Origin of the sequence: Chromobacterium piscinae (assembly GCF_021129175.1) — a bacterium.
GTDB lineage: Bacteria > Pseudomonadota > Gammaproteobacteria > Burkholderiales > Chromobacteriaceae > Chromobacterium > Chromobacterium piscinae.
Genome location: NZ_JAJOHV010000016.1, coordinates 30,339 through 42,650, shown reverse-complemented (window position 1 = coordinate 42,650; position 12,312 = coordinate 30,339). Strand labels below are relative to the sequence as shown.

Here is a 12,312-nt window from a genome sequence, read left to right as displayed (position 1 = left end):
GGCGCCAACCAGCGGCGCGCGGCCGCCGGCAGCGCGGCCATCCGCTCATGCCGCAGCCAGGCCAGCCGGCACAGCGGCAGTACCCACAGCGCGATCAGGTCGCCGTAGTCGACGGTGCGGGCGATGGCGAACGGCAGCGCGGTGTTGAAGGACTGGATCGCCGGCGTCGATATGGGGCTTTTCCACCACAGCCAGGCCAGCGCCAGGCCGGCGGCCGACGCCAGAAAGCGGCGCGGCCAGGCAGCCTGCAGCAGCAGGCCGATCAGCATCAGGCCCGCGAAATCGGACAGTTTGCCGCTGAGCCAGCCCGGATGGCTTGGTTTCAGCCACCAGTCGTTGGCCAGCAACAGCAGAAGCGAGATCAGGAAGGGCCAACTGGCGACGACGGCGGAGAGGCGGCTGCGCATGGAGGGGAAATGGAGAGTCGAAGCCGTCATTCTAGCAGAGCGGCCGCGGCCGGCAGCATGCCGGCCATGACGGGGGACAAGGCGTCAGGAACAATCCGCGTTCAGCGACGGATAGGCGGTGTTCAGCAACCATTTGCCGGCGGTGCCGCCGCTGCCGGGCGCGTTGTAATACCAGAAGCAGACCTTGACCGGGGTGAATTTCTGCCAGGTTTCGCACAGGCCGTTGTCGCCGGCCTTGGTGCATTTCCAACCTTGGGTGACGCCGACCAGGCCGGCGTCGACGATGTCCTTGGGGCCGCCGCTGGTGCCGCAGTTGACGTGCGGCTTGGTGGTGTCCTTGCTCCATTTATCGAAGGACTGCTTGAACGCGGCCCAGTTTTCGAACACCGACTTGTCGATCTGGCTTTGCGCGCCGCTGGGCGGCAGCGGCAGCGCCGCGTTTTTCATGTGCAGGCCGACGTGGCCGCCCTTGCCGCCGGCCGCGCGGTTGTCGGCGTCGGACTTGGCGCTGGTTTGGACATTGGCGTTGGAGGTGCAGGCCGCGGCGTGGATCTGCGGCGCGGCGCTCAGCGCTAGCAGGGCGAGGAGGGTGGAGCGGGACATGCGCATGGACGGTCTCCTTGGCCAGTCTGGGAGTGGCCTCATGCCATCGGCGATGGCTGTGGATAAACGAGAGGATTGGCGGGCTTTGTGGATAAGCCGCCATTTCTGTCAACGCGCATGATCGCGCCGCGTGAAGCCGCGCCGCGCAGGGCCTGGACTATGGGACTGGGGTGTCCTGGCTGAACAGGTTGCGCCACTGGCCGTCCCGGTGCAGCCACAACGAGGAGATGTACATGGTTTCCTCCTGTTCGGCGTTGGGGCGCAGCCATTGCGCGCGGTAGCTGAGCAGGCCGGCGCCGGGAGCGGTCCAGACCAGCCGCGCCTGGTCCAGCTGGTAGCGGACGGCGGCCGGGCCGGCGCGCAGCGGCGCGACGTGCTGGTCCCGGTTGGAGAAGCCGCTGGCGTAGACGCCGACGAAGTCGTCGTCCAGCAGCGCGGCGTCGGCATCGGCGTCGCCGGCCACGAAGGCCCGCCATACGCCTTCCTCCAATGACAGCAGCAGCGGCAGGGAGGGAATAGGGATCGCGTTCATGCCTGAAGCATAGCGCATGAGGTCACGCGGCTTCCTCTTCTTCCCGCTCGATGAAGGCGAACACGTGGCCGTCCGGGTCCGGGAAGTAGCAGATCCGGCAGTGGTCGTCCTCGTACCTGGCGATGATGTCTATTTTGTCGCCCGCCTGGTCCAGCTTGGCGAAGATGTCGTCGACGCGCAGGTAGAAGATGGCGCTGGCCGGCGACAGGCTGGATGCCGGGCGCGGCAGGAAGGCGCAGGCGCCCGCGCGCGGCTGCACGGTGAACAGCGTGGCGCCGCCCTCGCGGACTGCGTACACGGTTTCGTGCCGGGAGAGGCTGTCGCGGACGACTTCGTAGCCGAGCGACTCGAAGAAGTCCAGCGTGGCGCCGGCATCCTGCACGGCGAGCCGGACGCAGAAGGGATGGGAAAGCATGGTTTTCCTTTCGTTGCGGGCGGCGGAATGGTTCAGACTGCCGCGCCCATGCGACAGTTTAGAATGCCCCTGCTGACAGCGTATTGTCAGTGGCATGCTCGCGCCGCCACGCCTGCTGCTGCCGGCGCAGGTAGTCGGCCAGGCTGGCGTGCGATGGCGGCGGCGAGGATTCGGTCCGCCGCAGCGCCTGGATCAGGTCGACGCGGAAGCTGCGGTAGTCGCCGCGCAGGCCGCACCACGCCACCAGCGTCCACTTGCCGCCCCAGTACAGCAGGCCCAGCGGGAACACCGTGCGCCGGGTGCGGGCCTGCGCCAGGCTGAAATAGTCGATGTCCAGCGCCGCGCGCTCGGAGATGGCCAGGCGCAGCTGGTCCCAGCGCGCCTTGTGCGCGTCGTCGAACGGCTCGGTGAAGGCCAGCACCTCGCCTCCGCCGTCGCTGGCGCGCGCGTCGGGCAGGCTGGCGTAGATCTTGGCCAGCAGGCTTTGCGCCGCTCGGCTCAGGTCGTTGCCCACCGCGCGCGACAGCATGTCCATCGCCAGCGTCAGCGCTTCCAGCTCGGCCGAGTTCAGCGTCAGCGGCGGCAGTTCGAAGTTTTCGTCCAGCCGGTAGCCGACGCCGGCCTCGCCGTACACCGGGATGCCGTTGACCGACAGATCGTCGATGTAGCGGTAGATGCTGCGCACCGACACGCTCAGCCGCTCGGCCAGCTCCGCCGCGGTGATGGGCTGGCGGGCGCGGATCAGGTTGACCAGTTGGAACAGGCGTTCGGCTTTGCGCATGGGTGTGATCGTCGGCTGCGGGGTTGCCAAGTGTAGCGCCAACGCGCGAGCGGCTACACTGAATCAAGGGCCCGCCGGGCCGTCACGCGGGAGGGAACCATGGACATGCTTAGTCGCGAAAGCCTGTTGTGCCTGGTGGAGGACGTGGAGTCGGAGGACCCGATCGATTACGCCGACCTGCCGTTCGACGAGCAAAACCTGCGCGAATTGATCGTCGATTCGCTGCTGGAGCGCGAACTGGTGTTCCGTGCCGAAGAGCCGGACGAAGCCAAGCGGATGATGGTCTACCTGGCCGCCACCGCGCGGCTGGCGCTGGAGAACATGGTGCTGCACGCCCGACTGCTAAGGGCGGGGCTGGAGGAGGCCTAGCGGCGGTTTGCGGATATTCGGCGCGGCAGGCGCCGACTAAATAATCATCCGGCATGAATCGGATTATACTGGCCGTTTCCCCACCGCGAGGAAGCCGCCATGCTCCGCATTCTCGGCCGCAGCAATTCCATCAATGTCCGCAAGGTGCTGTGGACCTGCCATGAAATCGGTCTCGACTACGAACGCGAGGACTGGGGGCGCGGCGTGCGCCCGGTTTCCGATCCGGAATTCCTGGCGCTGAATCCGTTCTCCATGATCCCGGCGCTGGTGGACGGCGAGGTGAGGCTGTCCGAGTCCAACGCCATCTGCCGCTATCTGGCCGCCAAGCACGGCCGCCACGACTTGCTGCCAGCCGATCCGGCGGCGCGCGCCCAGGTCGAGCGTTGGATGGACTGGCAGGCCGCCGATCTGAATCCGGCCTGGAGCTACGCCTTCCACGCGCTGAGCCGCAACAGCCCGGAGCATCGCGATCCGGCGCGCATCGCCGATAGCGTGGCGGCGTGGAACAAGCAGATGGCGGTGCTGGAGTCGCAGTTGGGCGAGGGCTGGCTGCGGGGCGAGACATTCACGTTGGCCGACATCGTGCTGGGGGTATCGGTGCAGCGCTGGCTGCTGACGCCATTCGACAAGCCGGCGCTGCCGAAAGTCGAAGCCTATTTCGAGCGCCTGCGCCGCCGCCCCGCCTACCAGGCCCACGGGGGCGAGGGCGTGGCCTGATGGAGAACCGAGAGATGACGATGCAAGCGCAATGGAACGCGGTGGACGATTATTTCTGCCAACAGCTGGTCCCGCAGGACGCCGCGCTGGAGGCGGCGCTGGCCGACAGCGCCGCCGCCGGGCTGCCGGCGATCAATGTGGCGCCCAACCAGGGCAAGTTCTTGAATCTGCTGGCGCGCATCCACGGCGCGCGGCGGATTCTGGAGATTGGTACCTTGGGCGGCTACAGCACGATCTGGCTGGCGCGCGCGCTGCCGGCCGACGGCCGGCTGGTGACGTTGGAATACGAAGCCCGGCATGTGGAGGTGGCGGCCGCCAATCTGGCCCGCGCCGGCGTCGCCGGCAAGGTGGACATCATCCAGGGCGCGGCCGCGGACTCGCTGCAACGCCTGATAGACGACGGCGCGGCGCCGTTCGACCTGGTGTTCATCGACGCCGACAAGCCCAACAACCCGGTGTATCTGGAGCTGGCGCTGCGGCTGTCGCGACCGGGCACGGTGATCGTCGGCGACAATGTCGCGCGCCAGGGCGAGGTGGCTAATCCGGCCAATCCCGATCCGGCCATCGTCGGCACCCGCCGTTTCATCGAGCTGATGGGCAGCCATCCCCGGCTGTCCGCCACCGCGATCCAAACCGTGGGCGGCAAGGGCTACGACGGTTTCGCGCTGGCCATCGTCGAACGCTGAGCGCGGAAGCGAAAACGGGCAGGCGCCGAGAGGCCCTGCCCGTTTCGTTTGGCTGCGCGGCCTTGCCGGCCGCGCGGCTTACTGCTGCGGCGCGAACACGTCGCGCCAGCCGGTGTAGGCGGTGACGAAGGCCACCGGGATCCACAGCAGCAGGCCCAGGCCCAGCGGCAGCAAAGCCACCATGCAGCTTAGGCCCAGCACCAGGCTGGCCACCAAGAGCGGCAGCCAGTTGCTCAGGCAGGCCTTCAGGCTGGCGCGCAGCGCCGGCCAGGGATCGATGCGGTTCAGCGCCACCATGGCAGGCGCGAACCAGTAGGCCATGCCCACCAGCACGCCGCCGATCAGGGCCAGCGCCCCCAGCGCGACGGCGGCGCCGCCGCCCGCGGCGGTGGACGCGCCCGCCCCGGCCGCCTTGCCGAGCAGGCCGCCCATCAGGCCGCCGGACACACCCATCGCCACCGCGGCCACGATCACCACCAGCATCAGGCCGAAGATCATCGCGCCCAGCAGCAGCAGCGGGCCGGGCATCTGGCGGAAGGCGGCGAACAGGTCGGCCAGCTCCAGCTCCTCGCCGCGCTCGGACTTGGCGGCGGCCATCACGAAGCCGGCGGCGAACAGCGGGCCGATCAGCGCGCTGGCCAGGTCGCCCAGCACCGGCACCACGCTCAGCGCGATCTGGATCACCAGGTAGACCAGGGTCAGCAGCACCCAGGTCAACGGTTGCTGGCGCACGATCTGGAACGCTTCCACGAACCAGCGCCAGCCTTGGCCGGCGCCGACTTTGCGATGGATGGGCGGACTGTTGGGTTGCTGCATGGGGTTCTCCGGAAAGGCGCGCTCGGGCGCGCGATGTTGATCGAATATGTCGAAAGAATGCGTTTGATCGTTGCTTATGCCTGATTGTACTCAATTTGCGCCGGGACGGCCGGTTGCCGGGAAAGGGCAAAATCGGCGATAATCTCGCGGTTTTGCGACGGAGTGCCCCTGTCGCCAGCCGCATCGAGCGCGAGGGATGGACCGTCGTACCGGTTCCCAATAGTCTTGAGGTTTTACCTGCATGGTTACCCGCACCGAGCTTGCCAACGCTATTCGCTTCCTCTCCATGGACGCCGTGGAAAAAGCCAAATCCGGCCACCCCGGCGCTCCGATGGGCATGGCGGACATCGCCGAAGTCCTGTGGCGCGATCACCTGAAGCACAATCCGGCGAACCCGGCCTGGGCCGACCGCGACCGCTTCGTCCTCTCCAACGGCCACGGCTCGATGCTGATCTACAGCCTGCTGCACCTGACCGGCTACGATCTCTCCATCGACGACCTCAAGAACTTCCGCCAGCTGCACTCCAAGACGCCGGGCCACCCGGAATACGGTTACGCGCCGGGCGTGGAAACCACCACCGGCCCGCTGGGCCAGGGCATCACCAACGCCGTCGGCATGGCGATGGCCGAGAAGATGCTGGCCGTCCAATTCAACCGCGACGGCCATGAAATCGTCAACCATCACACCTACGCCTTCCTGGGCGACGGCTGCCTGATGGAAGGCATCAGCCACGAGGCGTGCTCGCTGGCCGGCACCTGGGGCCTCTCCAAGCTGATCGCGTTCTGGGACGACAACGGCATCTCGATCGACGGCCACGTCGAAGGCTGGTTCAGCGACGACACCCCGGCCCGCTTCGAAGCCTACGGCTGGCAGGTGATCCGCAACGTCAACGGCCACGATCCGGCCGAGATCGCCACCGCGATCGCCACCGCCAAGAAGAGCGCCGACAAGCCGACGCTGATCTGCTGCCGCACCACCATCGGCTTCGGCGCTCCCACCAAGCAGGGCAGCCACGACTGCCACGGCGCGCCGCTGGGCGCCGCCGAGATCGCCGCCGCGCGCGATCTGCTGAAGTGGCCGCACGCGCCGTTTGAGATCCCGTCCGAGATCTACGCCGAGTGGAGCGCCCGCGACCAGGGCGCCGTCGCCGAGATCGAATGGAACAAGCGCTTCGACGCCTACCGCGCCGCCCACCCGCAGCTGGCCGCCGAGTTCGAGCGCCGCATGGCGGGCGAGCTGCCGGCCGGCTGGGCCGAAGCCCAGGCCGCCGCCATCGCCAAGATCGCCGACGCTGCCCAGACCGTGGCCACCCGCAAGGCCAGCCAGATCGCGCTGGAAGCGTTCTCTCCGTCTCTGCCCGAGTTCGTCGGCGGCTCCGCCGACCTGACCGGCTCCAACCTGACCAACTGGTCCGGCAGCAAGTGGATAGACGGCGAAGGCAAGGGCAACTACATCAGCTACGGCGTGCGCGAGTTCGGCATGGCCGCCATCATCAACGGCATGACGCTGCACGGCGGCCTGCGCCCGTACGGCGGCACCTTCCTGATGTTCAGCGAATACGCCCGCAACGCGCTGCGCATGGCCTCGCTGATGAAGATCAACCCGATCTTCGTGTTCACCCACGATTCGATCGGCCTCGGCGAAGACGGCCCGACCCACCAGCCGGTGGAACAGACCGCCACGCTGCGCTACATCCCCAACCACCACGTCTGGCGTCCGTGCGACACCACCGAGACCGCGGTGGCCTGGGCGCACGCGATCGAGCAGAAAACCACCCCGTCCAGCCTGGTGCTGAGCCGGCAGAACCTGCCCTTCGTCGCCCGCGACGCCGCGCAGACCGCCGCGATCAAGAAGGGCGGCTACGTGCTGCGCGACGCCGAGAACGCGCGCGCGGTGCTGATCGCCACCGGCTCGGAAGTGGAGCTGGCGCTGAAGGCGCAGGAAACGCTGGCCGCCGAGGGCGTGCCGGTGCGCGTGGTGTCCATGCCCTGCACCAATGTGTTCGACGCCCAGGACAAGGCCTGGCAGCAGAGCGTGCTGCCGGCGGGCCTGCCGCGCGTGGCGGTGGAGGCCGGCCATCCGGACTTCTGGCGCAAGTACGTCGGCCTGGAAGGCGACGTGGTCGGCATCGACCACTTCGGCGAATCCGCGCCGGCCGGCCAGCTGTTCAAGGAATTCGGCTTCACCGTGGAAAACGTGGTCGCCAAGATCCGCGCCGTTCTGCGTTAAGACGTAAACAGACCACCGGGGCGACTCGGTGGTCTTTTTTTGCCGTGCCATGTAGTGCCGCCACTACATTCAGTACCCTGGAGAAGAGAGAAGCATGACCATCCGCCTCGCCATCAACGGTTACGGCCGCATCGGCCGCCAAGTTCTGCGCGCCATCTACGAAAACAAGTTGCACGACGACTTCAAGGTGGTGGCGGTCAACGCCTCCGGCGACCTGAACATCAATGCCCACCTGACCCAGTTCGACACCGTGCACGGCCGTTTCCCCGGCAGCGTCGAGCAGGATGGCGAACACCTGATCCTGAATGGCGACAAGATTCCGTTCTTCAGCACTCGCAACCCGGCCGAGCTGCCGTGGAAGGCGCTGGAAGTCGACCTGGTGTTGGAATGCACCGGCGCCTTCACCACCAAGGAGAAGTGCCAGGCCCACCTCGCGGCCGGGGCCAAGAAAGTGCTGATCTCCGCGCCGGGCGGCGATGATGTCGACGCCACCATCGTCTACGGCGTCAATCACGACACGCTGACGCCTGAGATGACTGTGGTGTCCAACGCCAGTTGCACCACCAACTGCCTGGCGCCGGTGGCCAAGGCGCTGAACGACGCGATCGGCATCAAGAAGGGCCTGATGACCACCATCCACGCCTTCACCAACGACCAGGTGCTGACCGACGTCAAGCACAAGGACCTGCGTCGCGCCCGTTCCGCCACCGACAACATGATCCCCACCAAGACCGGCGCGGCCAAGGCCGTCGGCCTGGTGCTGCCGGAGCTGAAGGGCAAGCTGGATGGCTTCGCGGTGCGCGTGCCGACCATCAACGTGTCGCTGGTGGACCTGACCTTCACCGCGATGCGCGACACCTGCAAGGACGAGATCAACGAGATCCTGCAAGGCGCGGCCAACGGCAGCATGAAGGGCATCCTGGGCTTCAACACCCTGCCGCTGGTGTCCGGAGACTTCAACCACACCGAGGAAGCGTCCACCTTCGACTCCACGCTGACCAAGGTGACCGGCGGCAACCTGGTCAAGGTATTGGCCTGGTACGACAACGAGTGGGGCTTCAGCTGCCAGATGCTGCGCACCGCGCGCGCGATGTTCGGCCGCTGAGGCGGACGGCGCAGAACGGCGGGGCGGGCGGTGGTTTCATGCCATTCGCCCTGTTGTTTTGTTACATAGAGCGCGCAAAAAATTTGATTGGTGTTAAAGTGACGCCGCCTGATCGGCATACACTGCCGGATAGGGGCGATCACCGGTTAGCGCGCCCAGCGCGCCGGATACGGCGGCAGCGGACGGGAAATTTTGCGACAGCCCGCGCGTCGAAAAAGGATTGCCCGTGGTTTCGCCCTAGCCTGTTCCGCAAGACTGGCGGCCCGCCGCTTGCCGGACCGTTCCGCATCCAACCGAGCGAGTGAAACGATGAAATTCAACAAACTCTCCGAACAGAATCTTTCCGGCAAGCGCGCGCTGATCCGCGTGGACATGAACGTGCCGCTGAAGAACGGCGTGATCGGCGACGACACCCGCATCCGCGCGAGCCTGCCCACCATCGAGCACTGCCTGAAAGCCGGCGCCGCCGTGCTGCTGATGACCCATCTGGGCCGTCCGACCGAGGGCGAGCCGAAGCCGGAAGACAGCCTGGCGCCGGTGGTGGCCCGCCTGTCCGAGCTGCTGGGCAAGCCGGTGCGCCTGATCGCCGACTTCCACGCCGGCGTCGAGCTGGCGCCGGGCGAGGTGGCGATGCTGGAGAACGTGCGCCTGAACAAGGGCGAGAAGAAGAACAACGACGAACTGGGCCGCGCCTACGCCGCGCTGTGCGACGTCTTCGTCCACGACGCCTTCGGCACTTCGCACCGCGCCGAAGCTTCCACCCACGCGGTGGCCAAGTTCGCGCCGGTGGCTTGCGCCGGCCTGCTGCTGTCGGCCGAGCTGGACGCGCTCTCCAAGGCGCTGCAGGCGCCGGCCCGCCCGCTGGTGGCCATCGTCGCCGGCTCCAAGGTATCGACCAAGCTGACCATCCTGGAAGCGCTGGCCGACAAGGTGGACCAACTGATCGTCGGCGGCGGCATCGCCAACACCTTCCTGCTGGCCGAGGGCAAGGCCATCGGCAAATCGCTGGCCGAGGCCGAGCTAGTGGAAGACGCGAAGCGCGTGATCGCCAAGATCCGCGCCCGCGGCGGCGACGTGCCGCTGCCAGCCGACGTGGTGTGCGCCAAGGAATTCGCCGAGACCGCCGCCGCGACGACCAAGAACGTGGCCGAAGTGGCCGCCGACGACATGATCCTCGACATCGGCCCGGATTCCGCCCAGCAACTGGCCGGCATCATCGCCCAGGCCGGCACCGTGGTGTGGAACGGCCCGGTCGGCGTGTTCGAGTTCGACCAGTTCGGCAACGGCACCAAGACGCTGGCTCAGGCCATCGCCGAGTCCAAGGCGTTCTCGATCGCCGGCGGCGGCGACACGCTGGCGGCGATCGCCAAATACGGCATCACCGAGCGCATCAGCTACATCTCCACCGGCGGCGGCGCCTTCCTGGAATTCCTGGAAGGCAAGGAGCTGCCGGCGGTGGCCATCCTGGCCGAGCGCGCGGGCTAAAAGAGAAGGATCGCATGGCGGCGTGGCCGCCATGCGCTTGAAGAAAATGGCTATTTTGGCGTACCGCGGGCCCATGACCAGCCGCTTGAGGCGGCCGCTCCGTTATACTGGCGGGTATCCCCCCAGCAGGAGAATGTGATGTCGCTGCAAACCTGGTTGTTGTTCGTCACCACCGTGTTCTTCGTTTCCGCCACGCCCGGCCCCAATATGCTGCTGGCGATGACGCACGGCATCCATTACGGCGTGCGCCGCACGCTGATGACCTGTTTCGGGCTGATGACCGCGCTGGGCCTGATCATGCTGGGCTCGGTGGCCGGCCTGGGCGCGCTGCTGGCGACGTCCGAGTTGCTGTTCTCCATCGTCAAATACGCCGGCGCGCTGTACTTGGTCTATCTGGGAATCAAGACCTGGCGCAGCCTGCCGCAGCCGGTGGCCGAGCTGCGCGAGGACGACAGCGACAAGCATGGCCCGTGGGCCTTGTTCCGCCGCGGTTTCCTGGTGGCGATGAGCAACCCCAAGGCCTTCATCTTCTTCACCGCGCTGTTCCCGCAATTCATGAACGCGCATCAGCCGCAGGGGCCGCAATTGGCCATCCTGGCGGCCACCTTCTACCTGATCGAGTCGAGCTGGCAGCTGAGCTACGCCAGCGGCGGCGCCCGGCTCGCCCGCTGGCTGAACAGCGCGCGCCGGCTGCGGCTGGTCAACCGCTTCAGCGGCGGCGCCTTCGTCGGCGCCGGCCTGCTGCTGACCGGCCTGTCTCGACAATAAGCATCACGGCTGCCGATTCGACCATCGTCAGCCGTTTTTTTCGAACCGGCCCCGCGAAGCGCGGGGCTTATGAGGGAGAGATTCATGGCACTCGTTTCCATGCGCCAGCTGCTGGACCACGCGGCTGAATACAGTTACGGCCTGCCGGCCTTCAACGTCAACAACCTGGAGCAGATGCGCGCCATCATGGAAGCTGCCGACAAGGTCGACGCGCCGGTGATCGTGCAGGCTTCGGCCGGCGCCCGCAAATACGCCGGCGCCCCCTTCCTGCGCCACATGATCCTGGCCGCGATCGAAGAATTCCCGCACATCCCGGTGGTGATGCACCAGGACCACGGCACCAGCCCGGACGTCTGCCAGCGCTCGATCCAGCTGGGTTTCTCCTCGGTGATGATGGACGGCTCGCTGAAGTCCGACGGCAAGACCCCGGCCGACTACGACTACAACGTCGGCGTCACCCGCACCGTGGTCAACTTCGCCCACGCCTGCGGCGTGTCGGTGGAAGGCGAGATCGGCTGCCTGGGCAGCCTGGAAACCGGCATGGCCGGCGAGGAAGACGGCGTCGGCGCCGAGGGCGTGCTCGACCACAGCCAGCTGTTGACCGACCCGGAAGAAGCCGCCCGCTTCGTCAAGGACACCGGCGTGGACGCGCTGGCCATCGCCATCGGCACCAGCCACGGCGCGTACAAGTTCAGCAAGAAGCCCACCGGCGACGTGCTGCGCATCGACCGCATCAAGGAAATCCACGCCCGCATCCCCAATACCCACCTGGTGATGCACGGCTCGTCCAGCGTGCCGCAAGAATGGCTGCAGATCATCAACCAATACGGCGGCGACCTGGGCGAAACCTACGGCGTGCCGGTTGAGGAGATCGTCGAGGGCATCAAGCACGGCGTGCGCAAGGTGAACATCGACACCGACCTGCGCCTGGCGTCCACCGGCGCCATCCGCCAGTTCATGGCCAAGAACCCGGCCGAGTTCGACCCGCGCAAATACTTGGCCAAGACCATCGAAGCGATGCGCGACATCTGTATCGCCCGCTACGAGGCTTTCGGCTCCGCCGGCCAGGCGAGCAAGATCAAGGCCATCAATCTGGACTCGATGGCCAATAAATACCTGAAGGGCGAGCTCGCGCAAATCGTGCGTTGAGCGCCGGATGACGATGAATGAGGCGGGGCAGGCTTTGTAAGCAAGATGTAAAAGCGCTTGCAAGGCTTTGCCTGGGAAGCAATAATTCATTTGTCATTTCAGGAATGGGATTCGTATGCACACCGGCCTAGGCTCATCCGAGCGACGCCGGTTGCCATGCAGACTGCCCTACCCGCCCTCGCGGCGGGTTTTTTTTTGCCAATGAGCGATGTTTGCGCGCCGGCATTGGCCCGGCCCGGCGGTTTGCAT

The 12,312-nt window shown here is 66.6% G+C and carries 14 protein-coding genes; 8 read left to right on the top strand and 6 right to left on the bottom strand.

Going from position 1 to position 12,312, the window contains the following annotated elements; all coding sequences use genetic code 11:
- The 5 genes from LQR33_RS04270 to LQR33_RS04250 form a co-directional block, all read right to left on the bottom strand.
- On the bottom strand, positions 1-407 hold a 407-nt coding region (locus LQR33_RS04270), incomplete at its 3' end, for a hypothetical protein (protein ID WP_231467746.1).
- An 84-nt stretch (positions 408-491) separates the two neighbouring features.
- Positions 492-1,016 carry a hypothetical protein gene (locus tag LQR33_RS04265; protein WP_231176528.1) on the bottom strand — a complete coding sequence of 175 codons (525 nt, stop codon included), beginning with the start codon at positions 1,014-1,016 and terminating at the stop codon, positions 492-494.
- Positions 1,017-1,167: 151 nt separating this feature from the next.
- Entirely contained in the window at positions 1,168-1,542 is a 375-nt protein-coding gene (locus LQR33_RS04260; RefSeq protein WP_221665471.1) for a DUF4440 domain-containing protein, read from the bottom strand.
- Positions 1,543-1,564: 22 nt separating this feature from the next.
- The gene (locus LQR33_RS04255) at positions 1,565-1,957 is read right to left on the bottom strand and encodes a VOC family protein (RefSeq protein WP_166438734.1); all 393 of its coding nucleotides are present in this window, start codon (positions 1,955-1,957) and stop codon (positions 1,565-1,567) included.
- Between the two features lie 58 nt (positions 1,958-2,015).
- Complete coding sequence (locus LQR33_RS04250) at positions 2,016-2,738, bottom strand: helix-turn-helix transcriptional regulator (protein WP_166438735.1); 723 nt, start codon at positions 2,736-2,738, stop codon at positions 2,016-2,018.
- A 99-nt stretch (positions 2,739-2,837) separates the two neighbouring features.
- Here LQR33_RS04250 and LQR33_RS04245 point away from each other — a divergent pair, with 99 nt between their 5' ends.
- From LQR33_RS04245 to LQR33_RS04235, 3 genes are all read left to right on the top strand, one after another.
- Positions 2,838-3,107 (top strand): hypothetical protein, encoded by a 270-nt coding sequence (locus LQR33_RS04245; protein WP_166438736.1) that lies wholly within the window; start codon positions 2,838-2,840, stop codon positions 3,105-3,107.
- Between the two features lie 99 nt (positions 3,108-3,206).
- Positions 3,207-3,824, top strand: a complete 618-nt coding sequence (locus LQR33_RS04240) for a glutathione S-transferase family protein (RefSeq protein ID WP_231467744.1) — start codon at positions 3,207-3,209, stop codon at positions 3,822-3,824.
- A gap of 14 nt (positions 3,825-3,838) precedes the next feature.
- Positions 3,839-4,510, top strand: coding sequence for an O-methyltransferase (locus LQR33_RS04235; protein WP_231467742.1), 672 nt, complete (start codon positions 3,839-3,841; stop codon positions 4,508-4,510).
- A gap of 78 nt (positions 4,511-4,588) precedes the next feature.
- On the opposite strand, the gene LQR33_RS04230 is transcribed toward LQR33_RS04235, so the two are convergent.
- Positions 4,589-5,326 carry a BPSS1780 family membrane protein gene (locus tag LQR33_RS04230; protein ID WP_166438739.1) on the bottom strand — a complete coding sequence of 246 codons (738 nt, stop codon included), beginning with the start codon at positions 5,324-5,326 and terminating at the stop codon, positions 4,589-4,591.
- Between the two features lie 241 nt (positions 5,327-5,567).
- Here LQR33_RS04230 and tkt point away from each other — a divergent pair, with 241 nt between their 5' ends.
- From tkt to fba, 5 genes are all read left to right on the top strand, one after another.
- The gene (gene tkt / locus LQR33_RS04225; protein WP_231467740.1) at positions 5,568-7,556 is read left to right on the top strand and encodes a transketolase; all 1,989 of its coding nucleotides are present in this window, start codon (positions 5,568-5,570) and stop codon (positions 7,554-7,556) included.
- A 94-nt stretch (positions 7,557-7,650) separates the two neighbouring features.
- The gene (gap, locus tag LQR33_RS04220; RefSeq protein ID WP_166438741.1) at positions 7,651-8,661 is read left to right on the top strand and encodes a type I glyceraldehyde-3-phosphate dehydrogenase; all 1,011 of its coding nucleotides are present in this window, start codon (positions 7,651-7,653) and stop codon (positions 8,659-8,661) included.
- 309 nt (positions 8,662-8,970) lie between these two features.
- Positions 8,971-10,146 carry a phosphoglycerate kinase gene (locus LQR33_RS04215; RefSeq protein ID WP_221665462.1) on the top strand — a complete coding sequence of 392 codons (1,176 nt, stop codon included), beginning with the start codon at positions 8,971-8,973 and terminating at the stop codon, positions 10,144-10,146.
- A 138-nt stretch (positions 10,147-10,284) separates the two neighbouring features.
- Positions 10,285-10,914 carry a LysE family translocator gene (locus LQR33_RS04210; protein ID WP_231176515.1) on the top strand — a complete coding sequence of 210 codons (630 nt, stop codon included), beginning with the start codon at positions 10,285-10,287 and terminating at the stop codon, positions 10,912-10,914.
- 84 nt (positions 10,915-10,998) lie between these two features.
- Positions 10,999-12,063 carry a class II fructose-bisphosphate aldolase gene (fba, locus tag LQR33_RS04205; protein WP_221665460.1) on the top strand — a complete coding sequence of 355 codons (1,065 nt, stop codon included), beginning with the start codon at positions 10,999-11,001 and terminating at the stop codon, positions 12,061-12,063.
- Positions 12,064-12,312: the final 249 nt, after the last annotated feature.